22 protein-coding genes and 2 pseudogenes are annotated in these 22,338 nt (G+C 72.5%); 13 read left to right on the top strand and 11 right to left on the bottom strand.

The annotated features are described in order from the left end of the window. Window positions 1-67 precede the first annotated feature (67 nt). The gene (sodN, locus tag ACZ56L_RS21890; RefSeq protein WP_189820622.1) at window positions 68-463 is read left to right on the top strand and encodes a superoxide dismutase, Ni; all 396 of its coding nucleotides are present in this window, start codon (window positions 68-70) and stop codon (window positions 461-463) included. Between the two features lie 379 nt (window positions 464-842). Further along, window positions 843-2,294: a DUF2079 domain-containing protein gene (locus tag ACZ56L_RS21885; RefSeq protein ID WP_468691438.1), complete on the top strand. Its 1,452-nt coding sequence runs from the start codon at window positions 843-845 to the stop codon at window positions 2,292-2,294. A gap of 34 nt (window positions 2,295-2,328) precedes the next feature. Here ACZ56L_RS21885 and ACZ56L_RS21880 read toward each other — a convergent pair whose 3' ends face one another. Both ACZ56L_RS21880 and ACZ56L_RS21875 read right to left on the bottom strand, forming a co-directional pair. Further along, complete coding sequence (locus ACZ56L_RS21880; protein WP_345228480.1) at window positions 2,329-2,505, bottom strand: hypothetical protein; 177 nt, start codon at window positions 2,503-2,505, stop codon at window positions 2,329-2,331. A 149-nt stretch (window positions 2,506-2,654) separates the two neighbouring features. Next, entirely contained in the window at window positions 2,655-3,635 is a 981-nt protein-coding gene (locus ACZ56L_RS21875; protein WP_471065690.1) for a LysR family transcriptional regulator, read from the bottom strand. Window positions 3,636-3,875: 240 nt separating this feature from the next. Here ACZ56L_RS21875 and snpA point away from each other — a divergent pair, with 240 nt between their 5' ends. Continuing rightward, window positions 3,876-4,502, top strand: a complete 627-nt coding sequence (gene snpA, locus ACZ56L_RS21870; RefSeq protein ID WP_345228482.1) for a snapalysin — start codon at window positions 3,876-3,878, stop codon at window positions 4,500-4,502. Window positions 4,503-4,621: 119 nt separating this feature from the next. Here the strand turns inward: snpA and ACZ56L_RS21865 are convergent, their stop codons facing one another. The 3 genes from ACZ56L_RS21865 to ACZ56L_RS21855 all read right to left on the bottom strand — a co-directional run bounded on the left by ACZ56L_RS21865 (window position 4,622) and on the right by ACZ56L_RS21855 (window position 6,627). Then, window positions 4,622-5,374, bottom strand: coding sequence for a DUF6304 family protein (locus tag ACZ56L_RS21865; RefSeq protein ID WP_471065687.1), 753 nt, complete (start codon window positions 5,372-5,374; stop codon window positions 4,622-4,624). Between the two features lie 75 nt (window positions 5,375-5,449). Next, entirely contained in the window at window positions 5,450-6,037 is a 588-nt protein-coding gene (locus tag ACZ56L_RS21860) for a dihydrofolate reductase family protein (protein ID WP_471065685.1), read from the bottom strand. Window positions 6,038-6,042: 5 nt separating this feature from the next. Next, the gene (locus tag ACZ56L_RS21855) at window positions 6,043-6,627 is read right to left on the bottom strand and encodes a dihydrofolate reductase family protein (RefSeq protein WP_345228485.1); all 585 of its coding nucleotides are present in this window, start codon (window positions 6,625-6,627) and stop codon (window positions 6,043-6,045) included. A 123-nt stretch (window positions 6,628-6,750) separates the two neighbouring features. Between ACZ56L_RS21855 and ACZ56L_RS21850 the strand changes: the two genes are divergently transcribed. After that, a complete protein-coding gene (locus ACZ56L_RS21850) occupies window positions 6,751-7,332 on the top strand; it encodes a TetR/AcrR family transcriptional regulator (RefSeq protein WP_471065683.1) in 582 nt (193 codons plus the stop codon). Window positions 7,333-7,456: 124 nt separating this feature from the next. On the opposite strand, the gene ACZ56L_RS21845 is transcribed toward ACZ56L_RS21850, so the two are convergent. The 3 genes from ACZ56L_RS21845 to ACZ56L_RS21835 all read right to left on the bottom strand — a co-directional run bounded on the left by ACZ56L_RS21845 (window position 7,457) and on the right by ACZ56L_RS21835 (window position 10,802). Then, a complete protein-coding gene (locus ACZ56L_RS21845) occupies window positions 7,457-8,062 on the bottom strand; it encodes a GNAT family N-acetyltransferase (protein WP_471065681.1) in 606 nt (201 codons plus the stop codon). A 163-nt stretch (window positions 8,063-8,225) separates the two neighbouring features. Next, the gene (locus ACZ56L_RS21840) at window positions 8,226-9,278 is read right to left on the bottom strand and encodes a family 2 encapsulin nanocompartment cargo protein polyprenyl transferase (RefSeq protein WP_468691448.1); all 1,053 of its coding nucleotides are present in this window, start codon (window positions 9,276-9,278) and stop codon (window positions 8,226-8,228) included. 105 nt (window positions 9,279-9,383) lie between these two features. Further along, window positions 9,384-10,802 carry a family 2B encapsulin nanocompartment shell protein gene (locus ACZ56L_RS21835; protein WP_345228489.1) on the bottom strand — a complete coding sequence of 473 codons (1,419 nt, stop codon included), beginning with the start codon at window positions 10,800-10,802 and terminating at the stop codon, window positions 9,384-9,386. Between the two features lie 208 nt (window positions 10,803-11,010). On the opposite strand from ACZ56L_RS21835, the pseudogene ACZ56L_RS21830 reads away from it, so the two are divergent. From ACZ56L_RS21830 to ACZ56L_RS21815, 4 genes and pseudogenes are all read left to right on the top strand, one after another. Beyond that, window positions 11,011-11,448 (top strand): annotated as a pseudogene (locus ACZ56L_RS21830) (RrF2 family transcriptional regulator); the annotation flags it as partial. A 197-nt stretch (window positions 11,449-11,645) separates the two neighbouring features. Then, a pseudogene (locus ACZ56L_RS21825) lies at window positions 11,646-12,837 on the top strand (FAD-binding oxidoreductase). 117 nt (window positions 12,838-12,954) lie between these two features. Next, window positions 12,955-13,545 (top strand): N-acetylmuramoyl-L-alanine amidase, encoded by a 591-nt coding sequence (locus ACZ56L_RS21820; protein WP_345228491.1) that lies wholly within the window; start codon window positions 12,955-12,957, stop codon window positions 13,543-13,545. Between the two features lie 259 nt (window positions 13,546-13,804). Further along, window positions 13,805-14,695 (top strand): 1-aminocyclopropane-1-carboxylate deaminase/D-cysteine desulfhydrase, encoded by an 891-nt coding sequence (locus ACZ56L_RS21815; protein ID WP_471065678.1) that lies wholly within the window; start codon window positions 13,805-13,807, stop codon window positions 14,693-14,695. Window positions 14,696-14,714: 19 nt separating this feature from the next. On the opposite strand, the gene ACZ56L_RS21810 is transcribed toward ACZ56L_RS21815, so the two are convergent. Then, window positions 14,715-16,307, bottom strand: a complete 1,593-nt coding sequence (locus tag ACZ56L_RS21810; protein ID WP_345228493.1) for a Na+/H+ antiporter — start codon at window positions 16,305-16,307, stop codon at window positions 14,715-14,717. Window positions 16,308-16,376: 69 nt separating this feature from the next. Between ACZ56L_RS21810 and ACZ56L_RS21805 the strand changes: the two genes are divergently transcribed. The 3 genes from ACZ56L_RS21805 (at window position 16,377) to ACZ56L_RS21795 (ending at window position 18,336) form a co-directional block, all read left to right on the top strand. Beyond that, a complete protein-coding gene (locus tag ACZ56L_RS21805) occupies window positions 16,377-16,637 on the top strand; it encodes a UBP-type zinc finger domain-containing protein (RefSeq protein ID WP_345228494.1) in 261 nt (86 codons plus the stop codon). A gap of 197 nt (window positions 16,638-16,834) precedes the next feature. Next, window positions 16,835-17,248 carry an ATP-binding protein gene (locus tag ACZ56L_RS21800; RefSeq protein ID WP_345228495.1) on the top strand — a complete coding sequence of 138 codons (414 nt, stop codon included), beginning with the start codon at window positions 16,835-16,837 and terminating at the stop codon, window positions 17,246-17,248. After that, complete coding sequence (locus ACZ56L_RS21795) at window positions 17,245-18,336, top strand: RNA polymerase sigma factor SigF (RefSeq protein WP_345228496.1); 1,092 nt, start codon at window positions 17,245-17,247, stop codon at window positions 18,334-18,336. Before ACZ56L_RS21800 ends, ACZ56L_RS21795 begins: the two co-directional genes overlap by 4 nt. A gap of 88 nt (window positions 18,337-18,424) precedes the next feature. Here the strand turns inward: ACZ56L_RS21795 and ACZ56L_RS21790 are convergent, their stop codons facing one another. Continuing rightward, window positions 18,425-18,955 carry a hypothetical protein gene (locus tag ACZ56L_RS21790; RefSeq protein WP_471065675.1) on the bottom strand — a complete coding sequence of 177 codons (531 nt, stop codon included), beginning with the start codon at window positions 18,953-18,955 and terminating at the stop codon, window positions 18,425-18,427. An 87-nt stretch (window positions 18,956-19,042) separates the two neighbouring features. Between ACZ56L_RS21790 and ACZ56L_RS21785 the strand changes: the two genes are divergently transcribed. Continuing rightward, the gene (locus ACZ56L_RS21785; protein ID WP_345228497.1) at window positions 19,043-20,014 is read left to right on the top strand and encodes a diacylglycerol/lipid kinase family protein; all 972 of its coding nucleotides are present in this window, start codon (window positions 19,043-19,045) and stop codon (window positions 20,012-20,014) included. A 316-nt stretch (window positions 20,015-20,330) separates the two neighbouring features. Then, entirely contained in the window at window positions 20,331-20,588 is a 258-nt protein-coding gene (locus ACZ56L_RS21780; RefSeq protein WP_004937597.1) for a WhiB family transcriptional regulator, read from the top strand. Window positions 20,589-20,779: 191 nt separating this feature from the next. Here ACZ56L_RS21780 and ACZ56L_RS21775 read toward each other — a convergent pair whose 3' ends face one another. After that, window positions 20,780-22,246, bottom strand: a complete 1,467-nt coding sequence (locus tag ACZ56L_RS21775; protein WP_345229150.1) for a sensor histidine kinase — start codon at window positions 22,244-22,246, stop codon at window positions 20,780-20,782. Window positions 22,247-22,338 lie beyond the last annotated feature (92 nt).

Below are 22,338 nucleotides of genomic sequence, written 5' to 3'. Positions count from 1 at the left end.
AAAAGCCACCTTCCACGGAGTAATCTCCCCTCTTGAGAAGACGATCACGAGGAAGGATGCGATTTACATGCTCTCCCGCCTGTTCGCCCCCAAGGTCAAGGTCAGCGCGCACTGCGACCTGCCCTGCGGCGTGTACGACCCCGCCCAGGCCCGCATCGAGGCCGAGTCGGTCAAGGCCGTCCAGGAGAAGATGGCCGCCAACGACGACGCGCACTTCCAGGCGCGCGCCGTCGTCATCAAGGAGCAGCGCGCGGAGCTCGCGAAGCACCACGTCTCGGTGCTGTGGAGCGACTACTTCAAGCCCCCGCACTTCGAGAAGTACCCGCAGCTGCACCAGCTCGTCAACGACACCCTGAAGGCCCTCTCGGCCGCCAAGGCGTCCACGGACCCGAAGACCGGCGAGAAGGCCCTCGAGCTGATCGCCGAGATCGACCGGATCTTCTGGGAGACCAAGAAGGCCTGACGCCTCCCCTCGCCGGCCGGGTTCGCGCCCGGGCCCGGCCGTTTCCCGACCGCACCCGGTCCGCCGTCCGCCCCTCGGGGCGGGCGAGGCGGGCCGGGTGCGGTCGTTCCGGGGCCTTCGGATGTCGAGCCCGGGGCGACGGCCCGCCGCACCTGGCACCCCGGGGGCCGGGCTTGGGGGCCGTCAGGGCGTGGCCTTAGGTTTGCCGGGGGTGAGGCGGGTCCGGGCACGGGCCGCCTCCAGCAGGAGTCCGGGAATCCCACCGCCCGGCCGAGACGCGCAGCCGGACGTGGAGAGGATCGTCGTGGAGTCAGCGGTACGGAGCCCAGGGACCGGACGCATACCGGGGCCCCGGGCCGAGGACGGCCGGGGGGCGCGGGTGCGTGCCGCGCTGCGGACCCGGCTGCCCGGGGCGCGGGCCCTGGGCTGGTCCCTCACCGGGGTGTTCTTCGTGCTCTACTCGGTCGTCGCGGTCCTGCGTCACCGGCAGGGGCTCAACGGCGGCTTCGACATCGGGATATTCGAGCAGGCGGTGCGGGCGTACGCGCACGGGCGGGCGCCGGTCGTGGAGCTGAAGGGACCCGGGTTCAACCTGCTCGGGGACCACTTCCATCCGATCCTGGTGCTGCTCGCGCCCTTCTACCGGGTGTTCCCGAGCCCGTACACCTTGCTGGTGGCGCAGGCGGCGCTGCTCGCGCTCGCCTGTTGGCCGCTGACCCGGTGGGCGCACCGCGCCGTCGGGCCGGTGGCCGCGCTCGTGGTCGGGTGCGGGACGGGCGCCTCGTGGGGGATCGTCTCGGCGGCGGCCAAGGACTTCCACGAGATCGCGTTCGCGGTGCCGATGCTCGCCTTCGGCGCGGTGGCGCTGGGGCAGCGCCGGTGGTGGGCCGCGGTGCTGTGGACGGCGCCGTTGCTGCTGGTCAAGGAGGATCTGGGGCTGACGCTGGCCGCGGTGGGGGCGTACATCGTCTGGCAGGCGGTGCGCGGCGGGCGCAAGGACGCTCCGCTCGGGCTCGGGGTGGCCGTGATGGTGCTCGGGGTCGTCGGCAGCGCGGTGGAGATACTCGTGCTGCTTCCGGCGGTGAACCCGAGCGGCGCCTTCGCGTACTGGGGACAGCTGCCCGGTGAGGAGGGGGCGAGCGGCGGCGGACCGCTGTCGCTGGCGCTGGGGCTGGTGTGGCCGCCGATGAAGTGGCTGCTGGTGTTCATGCTGGCCGCGCCCGTCGCCTTCGTCGGGGTGCGCTCGCCGTTGCTGCTGCTGTGTGCGCCGACGCTGGGGTGGCGGTTCCTCGCGGGCAACGAGCACTACTGGACGCCGGGGTTCCACTACAGCGCGATCCTGATGCCGGTGCTCTTCGCGGGCTTCGTGGACGTGCTGAGCCGGCGCAAGGACCTGCTCCCGGCCCCGCGCAGACGGCGTGCGCTCGGCTTCTGCGCCGCCTTCACCGCCGTGTGCGCCGCCGTCTACCCGCTGCACGACCTGGTACGGCCGTCCGCCTGGCGCACCCCCGGGCACGTCGCCGTCGCCCGGCAGGTCCTGGAGCGCATCCCCGACGGCGACACCGTCGCCTCCTCCAACCGGCTGGCCCCGTTCCTCACCTCGCGGACCACCGTCAGTCTCGTCTGTTACGGGACCGGGCCCGACCCGAAGTCCCTGCCGACCGGCCTTCCGGCTCACCCGCCGCGCTGGGTGGTCTTCGACAGCACCGATCCGACCGTCAAGGTGCCGTGCCCCGTGGAGCGTTCGCGGCACATGCTCGGGCTGTACCGGCAGCACGGGTACGTCGAGGTCGTGCGCCAGGACGGGATCACCCTGCTGCGCAGGCCCTGACGTACGGAGCGCCGGGCCCCGGCGCGCAGCCGGCTCAGCGGGCCGGGGTCCGCCCGGTCACGCGCGCCGCGCACAGGCCCACCAGGGCGCAGGCCCCGCCGACGGCGAACCCCTCCTGCCACGTCCGTCCCATCAGGTCGTGCTGGAAGACCGCCATCAGCTCCACCAGCACGGCCAGCCACATCAGCAACCGCATTCCATTCGCCTTCATGACACTCGCGGCTACCCCGCACCCGGCGGGATCAACGGGCCGGGCGGGAGCGGGAAGTTCTCCGTCGAGCCGCGCATGACTCCGCCGGAGGCCGGGCACCTGCCTGTACGAGGGCCCCGCCACGTTCCCCCGTCGTGGCGGGGCCCCGTTCACGTACGCGCGGCGCCCACCCCGGTCCACGCCCCCACCAGCGGGCTCCCCGCCCGCTCCAGCCATTCCCGGTACCCGTGCGCCCGCAGCGCCGCGTCCCGGTAGGCGGCCTCCAGGTCGGCGTAGAGCAGCGGCAGTTCGGGGAGTCCCGGGCGGGCCGCGAGCAGCAGGCGTACGCCCAGGGGGTCGCCCCGCAGCGGGCGGATGGCCATGTCGTCGCGCGGGCCCGAAGTGGGCTGGCAGGGGGCGACGGCCTCGCCGATGACGATGAGGGAGGAGGCCGTGAGGTAGTCGCCGTGCAGGAGCGGCGGGTCGAGGCCCGCCTCGTTGAGGACCCGGCGCAGGCCGTCGCGTTCGCCGTCGACGCTCGGGTCGACCATCCAGCGGTCGCCCGCGAGGTCGGCGAGGTCCACGACCGGGGACGCGGCGGCGGGGTGGTCGAGGGAGAGGCAGACGAACTGCGGCTCGCGGTCCAGGAGGACCCGGAACTCCAGTTCGGGCGGCAGCCGCAGCGGGCAGCCCTCGACCTCGTGGACGAAGGCGACGTCCAGGGCGCCGGCGGCGACCATGGCGAGCAGGGCCTCCGCGGAGACGTCGACGTGCAGGGTGGGGTCGGCGTCGGGGAGTCTGAGTCTGAGTCTGCGCAGCCACAGCGCGACGACCCGGCTCGCGGTGGAGCCGATGCGCAGGACGGGACCGGAACCGAGCGCGCGGGCGGACTCGGCGCGGATCTCGGTGATGAGCTCGCTCATGCCGTCGACCAGGGGGCGGGCCCGGCTCAGCAGGGACTGGCCGAGCGGGGTGGGGCGGCAGCCGGTGCGCCGGCGGGAGAAGAGCTGTGCGCCGACCGCGTTCTCGATGCGGCGCAGTTGGGTGGTCAGGGAGGGCTGGCTCATGCCCAGGGCGCGGGCGGCCTTGTGCAGGCTGCCCGCGTCGGCGATCGCGACGAGTGCACGAAGGTGGCGGACTTCGAGCTCCATGGGGGCGAGAGTAGAGCGGAGGCACCCCGGACACCAGAGGTTCCCCTTCCGTTTGGACCCCCGACTGGCTCGATTCGACCGTCCGCCGGGCGGCGGACGGCGGGGTGATGTCATGGCGCTATCGGCGGTTGACATCATGCGCGGCCCGCTCCCGCTCCCCCACACTCTCCCCAGTCCCATCCGATCCCCACCAGCACCCGGTCCCGCCGGGTCACCGGACAGCAGGGAGAACCCCCCACCATGAGACACCCCCGTGCCTTCTTCGCCGCCGCCCTGGGCCTCGGCCTGGCCGCCGTCGGCGTGGCGCCCGCCGCGAACGCCACCGCGCCCGCCCCGGCGGCGTCGAGCTACGTGGCGTACCAGCAGTCCCCGGAGAACGCGGCGGCCACCAAGGCCTTCCAGGAGGCCGTGTGGAAGGAGGTGCGCAAGCAGCGTGCCGCCAACCCCGGCATCCAGGTCGTCACCGTCCGGTACAACGCCTCCAGCGCGCCCACCTTCCGGACCCAGATAGCCCGTTCCACGCAGATCTGGAACAGCTCGGTGAACAACGTCAAGCTCCAGGAGTCCACCACCGGGGCGAGCTTCTCGTACCGCGAGGGCAATGACTCGCGCGGCTCGTACGCCAGCACGGACGGGCACGGGCGCGGCTACATCTTCCTGGACTACCGGCAGAACCAGACCTACAACTCCACCCGTGTCACCTCCCACGAGACCGGACACGTCCTGGGCCTGCCGGACCGCTACTCCGGCCCGTGCAGCGAGCTGATGTCGGGCGGCGGCCCCGGCCCGTCCTGTCAGAACGCCGTCCCGAACGCCACCGAGCGCGCCCGCGTGGACCGCCTCTGGGCGAACGGACTCGCTGGCTGACCTGCCGCGCGGCCGCGTCCGCGCTTCGGCGTCGCTCACGTGGAGACGCCCGTACGGTCGCTTTCCCGACCGTACGGGCGTCTTCGCGCGCCCGCCGCGACGAGGAGCGGCGGGGCGGCTCAGGCCGTCGAGGCCCGCGGTGGCTGGAAATCGCCCTGCACGGGCAGCAGTTCCACCCGTGGCGGCGGGAAGGGGCCGCGGTTTCCGGTGCCCGGTCCCTCGGCGGGCCTGCGCTCGAAGTCGGGGCAGCGGTGGGTCTCCTGGACGGGACCGGAGCTGCGGTCCCAGATGCCGAGGAGGGCGGCGGCGTCCCCGGCCTCGCGGTAGGCGTCCTTGGCGTCCCGGAAGCAGGCCAGGCCGCCGAAGAGGCCGGGGCCGGACGCCGGGTAGTAGTCGGAGAAGGCGCAGGAGAGACAGGACTTGAGGTAGGAGCCCTCGGGGAGCTGCCGCTGGATCTCGGCGAGGGCGCCCTCGAAGTCGTTCTCGGCGTGGCCGGAGGTGAACAGCGCGCCGTCGAAGTGCAGGGCGAGGGCCAGGTGCAGGCGCTCCGGGTCGCCGTCGGGCGCGCCGGGGGCCGGGCGGCCCAGCGAGAGCAGGCAGCGCAGGGCGGCACGGTGCACGATGCCGTCGTCGTACACCGGCATCGGTATGTCCCACTCCAGGACGCAACCGCACAGCGCGCCCGCGGGGGTGAGGGTGAAGGCGCCGTCGTCCGGGGGGACTTCGGGGTCGGGGAAGAGGCCGGTGAAGGTCTCGCCGGTGAGCTCGTGCCCCCGGATGCGGGCGCGCAGCCGCCGCCCGTCGGTGCTGAGGGTGAGGGCTTCCGTACCGGCGCGATCGCGGTACCAGCCGACCCATGACTCTCCTGTCATGGGCGGGACTTTAGTGCGTCCGGGGGACCCGCCGATCAAGGGCGGCCACCGCGGGGTGGCCGCCCCGGGGCCCGGTCACCGGATCTTGCGGTACGTCGAGACGATCGCGCCGTTGTCGAAGCTGCGGACGGACGTCAACTCGTAGCGGCGCAGGGCGAATCCGGCGGACGCCATGGGGATTCCGGAGCCGACGAGGACCGGGTAGGTCTTGATGACCAGCTCGTCGATCTCCTCGACGAGCTGCCCGGCGATCTCTCCGCCGCCGCAGAGGTAGATGTCGAGCTCGCTGTCCTCCGCCTTCAACTCCCGCACCTTTTCCACCAGATCGCCCTGGATCAGCTCGATCGCGGGGTCGGGGGACTCGGTGAGGCTGCGGGAGGCGACGTACTGGCGCAGGTGCGCGTACGGGCTGGTGATGCCCATGTCGTACGCAACCTGGTTGCTCCTGCGGCCCTGGACGACGGTGTCGAAGCGGGTCAGCGGGGCGTCCGCGATGCCCAGGTGCGCACGGCCGAACGCCGGGACGGTGTCGCCGTACTCACCGAGCAGGAAGGCGTGGAAGTCGCCGGACGCGAACTGTTCGAAGAACGAGCCGTCGCCGGTCTCCGGGTGGCCGATGAAGCCGTCGATGGAGGTGGCGATGTAGTAGATCAGCTTGCGCAAGCGGGTCAGCCCTTCAGCCGCGAGTAGGTGAGCACGACGGTGCCGTTGTCGAACGTCCGCGTGGAGTCGAGCGAGAAGGAGTGCACGCCGAACGCGGCGGTGAAGACGCGGACGCCGTCGCCGAGGACGACCGGGTAGACCTTGAGGACGAGTTCGTCGATCTCGTCCAGGAGTTGGCCGGCGACCTCCGCGCCGCCGCCGAGGTAGATGCCGAGCCCGCCCTCCTCGGCCTTCAGCTCCCGTACCTTCGCGACCAGGTCGCCGGAGATCAGCTCGACCGCCGGGTCGGGGGACTCGGTGAGGCTGCGGGAGACGACGTACTGGCGCAGGTGCGCGTACGGGCTGGTGATGCCGATGTCGAGGGCGGCCTGGTAGGTGGTGCGGCCCTGGATCATCGTGTCGAAGTGCGTGTTGGGCGCCGCGTCGGCACCGAGCGCGGCGCGGACGTGCGTGGGCAGGCACTCCGGGTAGGCGCCGACCAGGAAGTCCTTCAGGAACTCCTCGCTGATCGGATAGGCGTCGATCGAGAGGTCCGGTGCGGCGATGAAGCCGTCGAGGGACATGCCGACGTAGTACGTGAGCTTGCGCAAGCGGGGTCCTCTTTCCAAGGGGTCGTGGTGGGCCTGCTGCCGCAACCACGACAGCTATAGTGCTTCAGGTGTAGTGGTTGCGCAAGCCTTTCGCGGTACGAGATCTGAGAAGGAAGAGAACCCATGGCCAGGAACCCCGAGCGCCGAACCGCCCTGCTGGACGCCGCCATTGACGTACTCGCCGACGAGGGCGCCCGCGGGCTCACCTTCCGCGCCGTCGACGCGCGCGCCAGGACCCCCACCGGCACGGCCTCCAACTACTTCGCCGACCGGGACGCCCTGCTCGCCCAGGTGGCGGTGCGGGTCAACGAGCGCATGACGCCCGACCCGGCGCACGTGGCACGCCTGATGGCCCCCGAACCGTCCCGGGAGCTGATCGTGGACCTGATGCGGGACCTGGTGCGCCGGGTGGTCGCCGAACGCTCCGGATATCTGGCGATGCTGGAACTGCGGCTGGAGGCCACCCGGCGGCCCGCGCTCCGCAAGGAGCTGAACCGGACCGTCCGGGAGACCTTCGACGACAACCTCCGGTTCCACCTGGAGGCCGGCCTGCCGGGCGACGCCGACGACATGCGGGTCCTCTACCTGGCGATGTCCGGCCTGCTGGTGGAGCACTTCACGCTGCCGGAAATGCTCTCCGACACCCCCGAGGCGCTGGACGAGCTGGTGGCGGTCATGGTGGAGCGGATCTTCCCGGAAGCCTGATCCGCTCCGGCCTGATCCGCCCTGGCCTGCTCCGCCCTGACGACTTGATCCGCCCTGGCGGCTTGGTCCGCCCTGACGACTTGATCCGTCCTGGCGGCTTGACCCGCTCCGGCCGCTTGATCCGCTAGAGCCGCGGCTCCGTCTGCGGGTCGCGCCACATCGGGTACATCAGCGGTCCCCCGTCGGGCAGCCGCAGCGGCTCCCCCAGGTCCGTGAAGCCGCTGCGCAGATACAGCTCGCGGCTGCGCGCGCTGCTGGCCTCCAGGTAGGCGGCGGCGCCCTCCCGGTCGCAGCGCTCCAGCACCGGCGCCATCAGCGAGGAGCCGAGGCCCTCGCCCTGCCGCTTCGGGTCCACACCGATGATCCACAGATACGCGTGTTCCCGGTGGTGCGGGTGGTTCGCCGCGGTCAGCGCGCCGACCGTCTCGATGCGGTCGTTGTCCGGGTCGACGGCGGCACGCAACTGCGCGGGCCCGTCGTCGGGTTCCGGTTCGCCCTCGGGCGTGGGCAGCCACATCGCGACGGCCGACAGGTCCTCGGTGACGTCCACCCAGCCGTGCTCCAGGCACAGGTCGAAGAAGGCCCCCATCATCTGCGCGTGGACCCGGTCGTAGCGCGCCGGGTCCGGGAAGATCCAGTTGCTCACCGGGTCGTCCCGGAAGGAGTCGTCCACCACGCGCAGCACCGCGTCGCGGTCCGCCTTCGTCGCCTGCCGTATCCGTACGCCCATGATCGTCTCCGTGTTCCGCGCCCGCTCCGCTGTGGCGGACGTACGTGATCAACGTACGTCCATGATCGCAGAGTTGGGGGTACGGGGCGGGGCCCGCCGGTGGATTCCGGCGGGCCCCGCCCCGTACGCGAAACACCTCCGCCGACGGGCTCTCCCCCTCCGGTCAGCGCGTCCTGCGCGTCACGAACTCGGCGAGCGCGAGCAGGTCGTCGGCGGCGGCCAGGTCCGGGACCGCCCGTGCGAGGTGGTCCACCGCCCTGGCCATGCGGTCGGCGGCCTGGCTCTGCGCCCAGTCCCGACCGCCGGCCCGTTCCACGGCGTCGGCGGCCAGACGCACCGTGGCGGCGTCCATGGCGGGTGCGCGGTAGAGCTCCGCCAGTTCGGCGGCGGCCGGGGAGCCGGAGGCCATCGCCGCCACGACGGGCAGCGACTTCTTGTGCGCGGCCAGATCGGCGCCGGCCGGCTTGCCGGTGTGGGCGGGGTCGCCCCAGATGCCGATCAGGTCGTCGATGAGCTGGAAGGCGAGGCCGGCCTCGCGGCCGAAGGCGTCCATCGCCTCGACCTCCTCCGGCGCGGCCCCCGCGTACAGCGCGCCGATCGCGCACGCGCAGCCCAGCAGGGCACCGGTCTTCGCCTCGGCCATGGTCAGGCACTCGGCGATGGTGACGTCCTGCGGCGCCCGGTTCTCGAAAGCGCAGTCGGTCTGCTGGCCCGCGCACAGCTCGATGACGCAGGCGGCGAGCCGGGCGGAGGCCGGCTGGGCGGCCGGGTGCGGGTCCTCGGCGAGCACCCGCAGGGCCAGTGCGCACATCGCGTCGCCCGCGATGACCGCGTCCGGAATGCCGAACACCGTCCAGGCCGTGGGCCGGTTCCGGCGGGTCGGGTCCTCGTCGATCACGTCGTCGTGCAGCAGGGTGAAGTTGTGCGCCAACTCCACCGCGGCGGCGGCGTGTTCGGCCTCGCCCGGGTCGCCGCCGAGCGCGTGCGCGGCGGCCAGGACGAGGGCGGGCCGGATCGCCTTGCCCGCGTGCGCCTGCGTCGCCGTGCCGTCGGCCCGCTCCCAGCCGAAGTGGTAGCGGGCGATCCGGCGGAGCTGACCCGGCAGCGAGTCGACCGTCTCCCGCAGCCGCGGGTCGACGGCGGTCCTGGTACGGGCGAGGAGTGCGGCGGCCCCCTGCGGGCCGCCCGTGTCGCCTGCCGCCCGGGTCGTGGTCATCGTCAATGCCAACTCCCTCCGTACCGGGGGGCGCCGGCGCTCCCGCGCGACCGCGCCCCCGTCCTCCCCTTACCCCCTCGGGCCGTCCCCTCCTCCCGCCGGCGGTCAGTGCCAGCGGCCGATCTCGACGTTCTCCAGCACGCCCAGCGCGTCCGGCACCAGAACGGCGGCCGAGTAGTAGGCGGTCACCAGGTAGGAGATGATGGCCTGCTCGTCGATGCCCATGAAGCGCACCGAGAGGCTGGGCTCGATCTCGTCCGGCAGCCCGGTCTGGTGCAGGCCGACGACGCCCTGCTCCTCAAGTCCCGTACGCATGCACAGGATCGAGGTCGTCCGGGCGTCGGTGACCGGGATCTTGTTGCACGGGAAGATCGGGACGCCGCGCCAGGCGGGGATCTGGTTGCCGCCGATGTCGACGCTGCCGGGCACCAGGCCGCGCCGGTTGAACTCGCGGCCGATCGCGGCGATGGCGCGCGGGTGGGCCAGGAAGAACTTGTTGCCGCGCCGCCGGGAGAGGAGTTCGTCCAGGTCGTCGGGGCTGGGGACGCCGTCGTGCGGCTGGAGGCGCTGCCCGTAGTCGCAGTTGGCGAGGAGGCCGAACTCCTTGTTGTTGATCATCTCGTCCTCCTGCCGTTCGCGGAGGGCCTCGACGGTGAGCCGCAACTGCTGCTCGGTCTGGTTCATCGGCTGGTTGTAGAGGTCCGCGACCCGGGTGTGGACCTTCAGGACGGTCTGCGCGACGGAGAGTTCGTACTCGCGCGGAGCGGCGTCGTAGTCCACGAAGGTGTGCGGGACCAGGGCCTCGCCGACGTGGCCCGCCGACAGGTCGATGGGGGCCTCGCCGAACTCGTTGGTGCGCCGGCGCGGCAGGTCGCGGACGGCCGCGAGATGGCCGCGCAGGGACTCCGTGCGGTCCGCGAGCGTCAGGACGTCGTTCCTGGTCAGGGCGAGGACCGTGCACGCGGTGGCGGCCTTGGCGGTGTACCCCCAGGTGGCGTCCTCCTCGACGAGGGCCTGGTCGCCGAAGTAGGCGCCGTCCGCGAGGACGCCGAGCACCTGCTCCTCCTCGTAGGGGCCGGAGCCGATCTTCTCGACGCGGCCGTGCGCCAGCAGGTACACGGTGTCCGCGCTGTCGCCCTCACCGGCGATGACGTCCCCGGGGGCGAACTCGCGCTGCTCGCAGCGCTGCGCCAGTTCGTGCAGCACGTCCTGGTCGTCGTACGTCCGCAGGGCGGGCAGCTCGCCCAGCTCGCCCGGGATGACGGCGACCCGGCTGCCGGTCTGCACGAACTCCACCCGCCCGTCGCCGACCGCGTAGCTCAGCCTCCGGTTGACCCGGTAGGCGCCGCCCTGGACCTGCACCCAGGGGAGCATCCGCAGCAGCCAGCGGGAGGTGATCTCCTGCATCTGCGGCGCGGACTTGGTGGTGGTCGCCAAGTTCCGCGCGGCGGCCGTGCCGAGACTCTGCTGCGGCTGCGGCTGCACTTGCTGATCGCGGACTTCGGGACCTGCCTCGACCGACATCTGACTTCCTCTCACGGCATCTGTGCTGACCTGCGGCAGAAGCCTTTCAGCACGGCCCGTGGCAGCGCCATTACACAAAAGAGTGTGACTAGATCACCGGCGAAGGGGGAATCCCGCGCGCCGGGTTGACCGGGCGGGACGGCCGGGGCGCGCGGAACGTCCGCACGCCTGAGTCGCATCCGAAATGCAACTCACTCAGCGTGACGTCATGCGGCTGACGAGATTCACCGACCTGGCACCGCGCGCGCTGATGCGCCTGGCCGTCGAGAAGGACGGACCGCCCACCACCCGGGGGATGGCGACGGCCATGGAGATCCCGTGCACGCAGACCGCCAAGGTGGTCTCCCGGCTCCAGCACCTGGGCCTGGTCGAGGCCCGCCGGGGCCGCGGCGGAGGGCTCGCGCTCACCGCGGCGGGCCGGACGGCGTCGGTCGGCACGGGGGTGCGGGAGCTGGAGGGGTCCGGCGACGTCGTCGACCGCGAGGGCGGGACGGCGTGCCCGCTGCGGTCGGCGTGCACCCTGCGCGGGGCGCTGCGGCAGGCCCAGGAGGCGTTCTTCGCCGCGCTGGACCCGCTGACGGTGGACACGCCGACCGGCGCGCCGACGGGGCCGCTGCTGCTGGGCCTCTCGGCGACCCGCCGGGCGGACCGAGCCGCGCGGGCCACGCCCGCACCGGCCATTTCCGGCCGTTTCGGGGACGTACGACCCGATGGCATACGACCCGATGACGCAGGACCCGTCGGCATGCGGCCCGGTGACGACCCATCAGCCATGGCCGACGCCTCTCGCCCCGCCTTTGACTACGACTCTCATATACCAATGAGCCTCGCGAGGAGCCCGCCATGCTCTCCGCCACCGCGACCGTCCGCGCCACCCTTCCCGCCGTCGGTGCGGCGATCGAGGACATCACCGCGCTCTTCCACGACAAGCTCTTCGCGGCCCGCCCGGAGCTGCTGCGCGACCTCTTCAACCGGGGCAACCAGGCGGCCGGCACCCAGCGCCGGGCACTCGCCGGGTCGGTCGCCGCCTCCGCGGCGCACCTCGTGGACCGGCCCGACGGGCGGCCGGACGCGATGCTCTCCCGGATCGCGCACAAGCACGCGTCACTGGGAGTGACGGCGGGCCAGTACCGGGTGGTCCACCAGCACCTCTTCGCGGCCCTCGCCGAGGTGCTCGGGGACGCGGTGACGCGGTGACGCCCGAGGTCGCGGCGGGCCGGGACGAAGTGTGCTGGCTGACGGCGAACGCGCTGACCGCCGTCGAGGACCGGCTGTACGCGCAGCACGGCGTCCTGAAGGGCGACACCTGGCGGGGCTGGGAGCCGGCCGGGCGCACCGAGGGGAGACGGCCGAGGTCGCCGTCTTCCGGCTGCGGCCGGCGGACGGGGGCCGATGCCCGCCGCCGAGCCGGGCCAGTACGTCTCCGTGCAGGTGGAGCTCGCGGACGGGGCGCGGCAGACCCGCCAGTACAGCCTCTCCCCAGCACCCGGCACCCGGCGCCGCGCTGCGCTCGATCGCCGTCAAGCGGATCGGCGACGGCGAGATGTCGTCCCACCTGCACGCGCACGTGCGCGAGGGCCACCGGCTGCGGGTCTCCGCGCCGTACGGCGACCTGGTCGTCGCCGACGGCGACGCGCCCCTCCTGCCGGCCTCGACGGGCATCGGCTGCACTCCGATGATCGCGACACTGGAGCACCTGGCGGCGACCGGGCACGGCGCCCCGGTGACGGTGGTCCACGGCGACCGCTCCCCCGCCGCCCACCCGCTGCGCGCCGACCACGGGCGGCCGGCCGAAAAGCTCCCGGCGGCCACGGCCCACTTCTTCTACGAGCACCCGGAGCCCGGCCACCCGGCCGACCGCACCGGCCCGGTGGACCTCTCGGGCGTCGAGGTCGCCCCCGGCACCCGCGCCCCCCTCTGCGGACCGCCGCCGTTCATGCGGGCGGTGCGCGCCCGGCTCCTCGCCAAGGGCCTGCCCGCGGCGGACGTCCACTACGAGGTGTTCGGCCCCGACCTGTGGCCGGCGACGACCTGAGGGACGCCTGGGATGTCCGGAACGGCTCGCACACCGTGCGAACGGGCTGTCACGGACGGTGATCTTCCGGTACAAGCGGTAGGAGCGATTCCGCTCTGATTCCGTACGGAGGCCCCCATGGCCCGCCCCCTCTCCGCCGACGCCTTCCTGTCCGCACTGCGCGCCGAGGGGGTGACCGTGGTCGAGGTCGGCAACTGGCGCACCCACAACCGGCACGGCCACGGCCCCTGGGGCCCGGTGCACGGCGTGATGATCCACCACACGGTCACCCGGGGCACCGCGGCGACGGTCGCCCTGTGCCGCGACGGCCACGCGAACCTGCCGGGCCCGCTCTGCCACGGGGTGATCGCCAAGGACGGCAGGGTCCACCTGGTCGGCTACGGCCGGGCCAACCACGCGGGCCTCGGCGACGACGACGTCCTGCGCGCGGTGATCGCCGAGAAGCGGCTGCCCCCGGACAACGAGGCCAACACCGACGGCAACGCCCGCTTCTACGGCTTCGAGTGCGAGAACCTCGGCGACGGCAAGGACCCCTGGCCGGCCGCCCAACTGGAGGCGATCGAGCGCGTCTCGGCGGCGATCTGTCGCGCCCACGGCTGGGGCGCGGCCTCGGTGCTGGGCCATCTGGAGTGGCAGCCGGGCAAGGTCGACCCGAGGGGCTTCAGGATGGACTGGATGCGGGGCCGGATCAGGGACCGGCTGAAGTGACCCGCGGACCGGGGGGAGGACGGCTGCGCAGCAGCCCCTGCCAGCGGCGCGGGGAACTGCGCGACCGGCCACGACGCCCCCGCACGGACCCGGGACCGCCGCCCTTCCGCACGGACCCGGGGCCGCCCACAACGCATCCGCACGGACTCACGACCAGCCACGACGCACCCACCGGACCCGCGACCCGCCCGCACAGAACCGGGACCAGCCACGCCCCCCGGCCCCCTCACCCGGACGGGACCCGCAGGACAATGACCCGGTGCCCCCCGACCTGCGCCCCCGCCTCCCCTCCCCCCTGACCCCCGTCCGGGACCCCCGCTTCGACAGCCACGGCGTACGCCTCCTCCTCAAGCGGGACGACCTGATCCACCCGGACCTCCCGGGCAACAAATGGCGCAAGCTCTCCCCCAACCTCCGCGCCGCCGCGGGCCGCCCCCTCCTCACCTTCGGCGGGGCCTACTCCAACCACCTGCGCGCCACCGCCGCCGCCGGCCGCCTGCTGGGCATCCCCACCGTCGGCGTCGTCCGCGGCGACGAGCTCGCCGCACGCCCCCTCAACCCGTCCCTCGCCCGGTGCGCGGCGGACGGCATGCGGCTGCACTTCGTCTCCCGTACGGACTACCGCCGGCGCCACGACCCGGCGTACCTGGCCGCGCTCCTGCCCGCCGTCTCCCTCCCGGACCTCCCCGAGCCGTACGTCGTTCCCGAGGGCGGCAGCAACGCCCTCGCCGTCGAGGGCTGCACGCGGCTCGGGCGGGAGCTGCACGGGGTGACGGACGTGGCGGCGGTGGCCTGCGGCACCGGCGGCACCCTGGCCGGGCTCGCGGCGGGCCTGGCCCCCGGCCAGCGGGCGCTCGGCGTCCCGGTCCTCAAGGGCGGCTTCCTGGAGCAGGAGGTCGTACGCCTCCAGGAAGCGGCCTTCGGCGGACGGCGGGGCGAGTGGTCCCTCGCCGACGGCTTCCACTGCGGCGGCTACGCCCGCACCACCCCGGAGCTGCTCGCCTTCGCCGACGACTTCGAGGCCCGGCACGGTCTGCCGGTCGAACGCCTGTACGTCGCCAAGACGCTGTACGCCCTGACCGTCCTGACCGCACAGGGCGCGTTCCCGCCCGGCACCCGGCTGACGGCGGTCGTCACCGGATGCCCGTAGGACCGGACGGCAGGAGTCCTCACTCCTCCTCCCGCCACCCGGCCGCCTCCTCCAGGTCCAGCCGCCGCAGCAGGGTGCGCAGCATCTCGTCGTCGATCCGGCGGGTGTCCCGCAGCTCCACGAAGACCGCCCGCTCCGCGTCGATGAGCTCCCGGGCCACCCGGCGGTACGTCTCGTCCGCCGACTCCCCGGTCTCCTCGTTGACCGCCCCGAGCCGCTCCCACACCGCGTTCCGCCGCCGTTCCAGCACGGTCCGCAGGCGGTCCTCCAGGGGTTTCGGCAGGGCGTTGGCCGGGTCCGCCAGCAGCTCCCGCAGCCGTGCCTCGGCCGCCGCCGACGCCTCGTTCTGCGCCTGCGCCTCCGCCAGGGTCGCCGCGTACCGGTCCCGCCCGGTCACCTTCAGCGCGCGGATCAGCGGCGCCAGCGTCAGCCCCTGCACGCCGAGCGTGCCGATCACGGTCGTGAAGGTGAGGAAGAGGATCAGGTTCCGCCCCGGGAAGGGCTCCCCCTCGGCCGTCAGCGGGATCGAGAAGGCGATCGCGAGCGACACCACGCCCCGCATGCCCGCCCACCCCACGATCAGCGGCGCGGCGACGGTGGTGTCCGGCTCGCGCGTCCTGATCCGCTCCGACAGCCACCGCGGCAGGTACGTCGCCGGGAAGACCCACACGAACCGCACCACCACCACCAGCAGGAACACCACGACCGCCCACCAGAGGACCTCCTTGCCGCCGTACGGTCCCAGCCCCGCCAGCACCACCGGCAGTTGCAGCCCGATCAGCGCGAAGACGGCCGACTCCAGCACGAAGGACACCATCTTCCACACGGCCGCCTCCTGGAGCCGCGTCGCGAAGTCCACCTGCCAGGAGCGGTGGCCGAGGAAGAGGGCGACCACCACGACCGCGAGCACCCCGGACGCGTGCACGTACTCGGCGGCCGCGTACGCGACGAAGGGGATGAGCAGCGACAGCGTGTTCTGGAGGATCGCCTCTTTCAGCCGGGTCCGCAGCCAGTGCAGCGGCACCATGAGCAGCAGCCCCACCCCGACCCCGCCGACCGCCGCCACCAGGAACTCCTGCACGCCCGCGGTCCAGCTCGCCCCCTCCCCGACCGCCGCCGCGAGGGCGACCTTGTACGCGGTGATGGCGGTGGCGTCGTTGACCAGCGACTCCCCCTGGAGGATCGCCGTGATCCTGGGCGGCAGCCCCAGCCTGCGGGCGACCGCGGTGGCCGCCACCGCGTCCGGCGGCGCGACCACCGCCCCCAGCACCAGCGCCGAGGCCAGCGGCAGCCCCGGAACGAACAGATGGACCAGCCACCCCACCAGCACGGTCGCGAACAGCACGTACCCGACCGACAGGAGCGCCACCGGCCGCAGGTTCGCCCGCAGGTCCAGGTACGAGCTCTCCAGCGCGGCGGTGTGCAGCAGGGGCGGCAGCAGCAGCGGCAGCACGATGTGCGGGTCGAGGGTGTACGCGGGCACCCCCGGCACGAAGGACGCGGCGATCCCCACCGCGACCAGCAGGAGCGGTGCGGGCACGGGGGTGCGCCGGGCCAGCCCGGCGACCGCCGCGCTCACCGCGATCAGCGCCAGTAGCGCGGTTGCGTCCATCGGCTCGGGGCCCGTCCCTCCGGTTCGGCGTCACGTCGTCCACCCATGACGTCATGAACAATGGTCTCCATGAACGCATGCCCGCACGTCGAAGAGCTGCCGCGGCCCGCTCCCGAGCCGCTCGGCGACACCTGTCCGGAGTGCCTGGCCGCCGGCACGCACCCGGTACAGCTGCGCCTGTGTCTGAGCTGCGGTCATGTGGGCTGCTGCGACTCCTCGCCGGGCCGGCACGCCACCGCGCACTTCGAGGACGCCGGCCACCCGGTGATGCGCAGCTTCGAGCCGGGCGAGAGCTGGCGCTGGTGCTTCGTCGACGGTTCGATCGTCTGAGACGTGGGTAGCTCAACCCCTCGTCGGTGGCGTCCAATTGGGCCCCGCACACCCCTAGCCACTGTGCGTGCGCATGGGCTTACCATGTGTGACATCTCGCCGGGCAGGGGGTCCGGCGACACGGAGCGGCGGATCGCGATAGCGTCACCGGCGATAGACGTGAACGACGTACCGCTTGTGCCACCTTGGAGGTGAGGGTGTCCCCTATCGCAGGCGAGCCCGGGAACCAGGACTTCGTGGAGGTCCGGCTGCCCGCTGCGGGTGCCTACCTGTCGGTGCTGCGTACGGCCACGGCCGGCCTCGCAGCGCGTTTGGACTTCACCCTCGACGAGATCGAGGACTTGCGCATCGCGGTGGACGAGGCGTGCGCGATCCTGCTCCAGCAGGCCGTGCCCGGCTCCGTCCTCAGCTGTGTGTTCCGGCTGGTGGACGACTCACTGGAAGTGACGGTCTCGGCGCCCACCACCGACGGCCGCGCCCCCGAACGCGACACGTTCGCGTGGACGGTGCTCTCCGCGCTCGCCGGCAAGGTCGACGCGACCGTCGCCGACGACAAGACGGTCAGCATCAGTCTGTACAAACAGCGCGGCGCGGGGCCCGGTCCGGTATGAGCGGGGACGGGCCGGTGCGGGACGAGGAGCGCAGCAGGCGGGCGCTGAACGGGATTCCTGAGCAGCAGGCCCGCCCGCACCCGGCGGAAGAGGCTCAGGCGGCAGAGCGGGCGGCGGACCAGATGAGCGACGACAGGCGCGACACCGAGAAGCGCGACAGCGGGCACCGCGACGAGAACACCTCGCAGGAGGTCCACTCCGGCGGCGGGACCGCCGGGGCGGCCCACGCCGGGGTGTCCGAGCCGCACGCCGGGACGACGGACGCGTCCGAGCCGCATTCCGGCGCGTCGGACGCACCCGAGCCCCACCGGGAGCGCGCCGAGGCCCCCGACCCCCGGGACCGCTCGGGGGCGCGGCTGCTCTTCGTCGAGCTGCGCGGGCTGCCCGACGGCTCCCCGGCCAGGGCCGAGCTGCGCAACCGTCTCGTACGGATGCACCTGCCGCTGGTCGAGCACCTGGCGCGGCGCTTCCGCAACCGCGGGGAGCCGCTGGACGACCTCACCCAGGTCGCCACGATCGGGCTGATCAAGTCGGTGGACCGGTTCGACCCGGAGCGCGGCGTGGAGTTCTCGACGTACGCCACTCCGACGGTCGTCGGCGAGATCAAGCGGCACTTCCGCGACAAGGGCTGGGCGGTACGGGTCCCCCGCCGCCTCCAGGAGCTGCGGCTCTCGCTGACCTCGGCGACGGCGGAGCTCTCCCAGCAGCACGGCCGCTCACCGACCGTGCACGAGCTGGCGGAGCGCCTGGCGATCTCCGAGGAGGAGGTCCTGGAGGGGCTGGAGTCCGCCAACGCGTACTCCACGCTGTCCCTGGACGTCCCCGACACGGACGACGAGTCCCCGGCGGTCGCCGACACCCTGGGCGCGGAGGACGTGGCGCTGGAGGGCGTCGAGTACCGCGAGTCGCTGAAGCCGCTGCTGGAGGACCTGCCGCCGCGCGAGAAGAAGATCCTGCTGCTGCGCTTCTTCGGCAACATGACCCAGTCGCAGATCGCCCAGGAGGTCGGCATCTCCCAGATGCACGTCTCCCGGCTGCTGGCCCGCACCCTGGCCCAGCTCCGCGAGAAGCTCCTGGTTGAGGAGTAGCCGGTCCGTCGCGCACGGACCGTGCGGAGCGGGGCCCGCCCGGCGCTCAGGCGCCGCCGCGGGCCCCGTTCGCGTTCTCCGGGGCGGCTCAGGCGCCGCGCGGGCCGCGCTTGATGCCCAGGGCGTCCACGACGGCCGGGTTCAGCAGCAGCACCAGCGAGACGACGGCGACCGCGCCGAGCAGGATGCCGGCCGGGATCGAGAAGGCGCCGTCGGTGGTCATCAGGGTGTAGGCGACCGGCAGCGCCATGAGCTGGGTGATCACGGCGGGCCCGCGGCTCCAGCTCCGGCGGGTCCGCAGCCCGTTCGCGGCGACCAGCGGCAGCACGGCGAGCGCGACGAGGGTCAGCCCGCCCATCTCCGCCTGCTCGGGCCGGTCCGGGGTGCCCAGCAGTCCCATCACCAGCAGGTACAGCCCGACGGCGACCAGCGCGAGGCCCTCGGCCGCCACCAGCGCGGCGGCGGCCCCCAGGCGCGCGGGCCGGGGCTCGCGCGGGTGCGGCACGGCCGGCGAATCGGGCAGCGGCTGCGCGTCCTCGGCCGGGGGCCGGGTCCCGGACGGGGCGACCGGCTTGCGCGCGGACTTCGCGGCGGATTTCCGTACCGACTTTTTACTCACTCCTGCAGGGTAACGAGACACCCCGTGACCCCGTACTCGAACCCCTCGCTCCGAGCTTCCCCTCCCCGCCCCGGTAACCTGCACCGCATGCGCGCACTTCTCGTGGTCAATCCGGCAGCAACCACCACCAGTGCCCGCACCCGGGACGTCCTGATCCACGCCCTGGCCAGCGAGATGAAGCTGGAGACGGTCACCACCGAGTACCGCGGGCACGCCCGCGACCTCGGCCGGCGGGCCGCCGACAACGCCGACACCATCGACCTGGTGGTCGCGCTCGGCGGCGACGGCACCGTCAACGAGGTCGTCAACGGACTGCTGCACGCGGGCCCCGACCCCGAACGCCTGCCCGGATTCGCGGTCGTCCCCGGCGGTTCCACGAATGTCTTCGCCCGCGCGCTCGGCCTTCCCAATGACGCCGTGGAGGCGACGGGCGCGCTTTTGGACGCGCTGCGTACCGGAAGCGAACGCACAGTGAGCCTCGGCCTCACAAAAGGCGTACCGGGAACGGAGGACGAAGCCGTCCCGGAACGCTGGTTCACCTTCTGCGCCGGTCTGGGATTCGACGCCGGCGTCATCGGCCGGGTCGAACAGCAGCGGGAGCGCGGAAAGCGCTCCACGCACGCCCTCTATCTGCGCCAGGTGGTCCGCCAATTCCTGGAGGAACCCCACCGCAGACAGGGTGTGATTTCTCTGCAGAGGCCCGGTGAGGACCCGGTGACCGACCTGGTTCTGGCGATAGTCTGCAACACCTCCCCCTGGACCTACCTGGGGAATCGCCCGCTGTACGCCTCCCCGGAGGCGTCTTTCGAGACCGCCCTCGACGTGCTGGGCCTCAGCCGTCTTTCCACTCCGGCGGTCACCCGGTACGCCACGCAGTTGCTCACTTCCACCCCGGAGCGCGGCCCGCACGGGAAGCACGCCGTGACCCTCCACGACCTGACGGACTTCACCTTGCATTCGAAGGTGCCACTGCCCCTTCAAATGGACGGCGACCACCTCGGGTTGCGTACGAGCGTCGCGTTCACAGGCGTTCGCCGTGCACTGCGTGTGATTGTGTGAGTGGAAGGGCCCAAAGTCCTTTATCTCGAACGTACGGACTGCCATCCACCCCATGGAAGTACGGCTGTGACCTAGCCGACACCGAGGAATCAAAAAAAACTTTCCGGAAGGGGTTGTATCCGCCGACGAGGTTTGCGAGTCTCTTCATGGCGATCGGGACGGCCCGCAACACCGGCCTCCCTGAGAACCAGAATCCCTCCTCACACTCAGGACCACAACCAGTGTTCGCTGGAAGTCGGCCCTTCCCCTGTGAGGGGATTCGTGAAAGCGTTCACATTCACAAGCAACGTGCATGTCACAAGGAGAGGTAGCAGCCATGGACTGGCGTCACAACGCCGTTTGTCGTGAGGAAGACCCGGAGCTGTTCTTCCCCATCGGCAACACCGGTCCTGCGCTGCTGCAGATCGAGGAAGCCAAGGCCGTCTGCCGCCGCTGCCCCGTCATGGAGCAGTGCCTGCAGTGGGCGCTCGAGTCCGGCCAGGACTCGGGTGTCTGGGGTGGCCTCAGCGAGGACGAGCGCCGCGCGATGAAGCGCCGCGCCGCTCGCAACCGGGCGCGCAACGCGACCGCCTGAACCACCCTGCTTCGAGCCTGAGCTCGGCGGCGCATACAGCGCGTATGCAGTCACCGCCCCCGAAATCGCAGCGCGCAGTACCCCCCAATGCGCAGTAACGCGTGAGCAGTTGAGCCCCGGACCGTCACCTCGGTCCGGGGCTCTTCGCTGTCGTGGCAGGCCGCGCCCGCCGTCGGTCCGGGGCGCGGGGGCTACTTCTGCGGCCGCACGGGGACGTCCAGGACCACGCGCGTCCCGCGCTCGGGGCCGCGGACCATGTCGAAGGTCCCGCCCAACTCGCCCTCCACCAGGGTCCGCACGATCTGGAGCCCCAGGTTGCCGGCCTTCTTCGGGTCGAAGCCCTCGGGCAGACCCCGGCCGTCGTCCAGCACGGTGAGCAGCAGCCGGGCCTCGGCGGAGGTGCCGCCGCGCACGGCGGAGACCTCCACCGTGCCCTCGTCGCCGGGGGCGAAGGCGTGCTCCAGGGCGTTCTGCAGGACCTCCGTCAGCACCATGGAGAGCGGAGTGGCGACTTCCGCGTCCAGGATGCCGAAGCGGCCGGTCCTGCGGCAGGTCACCTTTCCGGGCGAGATCTCCGCGACCATGGCCAGGACGCGGTCGGCGATCTCGTCGAACTCGACGCGCTCGTCCAGGTTCTGGGACAGCGTCTCGTGGACGATCGCGATCGAACCCACGCGCCGCACGGCCTCGTTGAGGGCCTCGCGCCCCTGGTCCGAGTCCATCCTGCGGGACTGGAGTCTCAACAGGGCGGCGACCGTCTGGAGGTTGTTCTTCACCCGGTGGTGGATCTCCCGGATGGTGGCGTCCTTGGTGATCAACTCCCGCTCGCGGCGGCGCAGTTCCGTGACGTCCCGGCAGAGCACCAGGGAGCCGATCCGGGTGCCCTTGGGCTTGAGCGGGATGGCGCGGAGCTGGATCACTCCCCCGCTGCCCTCCACCTCGGTCTCCCGGGGCGCGTACCCGCTGGCCAGCTTGACCAGGGCCTCGTCCACCGGGCCCCGGGAGGGCGCGAGCTCGGCGGTGGCCTGGCCGAGGTGATGGCCCACCAGGTCGGAGGCGAGGCCGAGGCGGTGGTAGGCGGAGAGCGCGTTGGGGCTGGCGTACTGGACGATCCCGTCGGCGTCGAGCCGGATGAGCCCGTCCCCCACCCGCGGGGAGGCGTCCATGTCGACCTGCTGCCCGGGGAAGGGAAACGATCCGGCGGCGATCATCTGGGCCAGGTCGGAGGCGCTCTGGAGGTACGTCAGCTCCAGGCGGCTCGGCGTACGGACCGTCAGCAGGTTCGTGTTGCGGCCGATGACGCCGAGCACCCGCCCCTCGCGCCGCACGGGGATGGACTCGACCCGGACCGGGACCTCCTCGCGCCACTCCGGGTCGCCCTCGCGCACGATGCGGCCCTCGTCCAGGGCGGCGTCGAGCAGCGGGCGGCGGCCGCGCGGGACCAGGTGGCCGACCATGTCGTCGTGGTACGAGGTGGGACCGGTGTTCGGGCGCATCTGCGCCACGGAGACATAACGGGTGCCGTCGAGGGTCGGGACCCACAGCACGAGGTCGGCGAAGGACAGGTCGGAGAGCAACTGCCACTCCGAGACCAGCAGGTGGAGCCACTCGAGGTCGGACTCGCTGAGGGCGGTGTGCTGGCGTACGAGATCGTTCATGGAGGGCACGCGTCGAACATACCCGTAACCTGTGGGACAACCGGCGGTGCGCAGGCGTAGACAGGGGTTAGTGGTCTAGTCCACAATGGCCG

This window comes from Streptomyces sp. NPDC039736 (assembly GCF_055596485.1).
The sequence above is the reverse complement of the archived record's forward strand: the minus strand, read 5'-3'. Positions and strand labels throughout refer to the sequence as shown.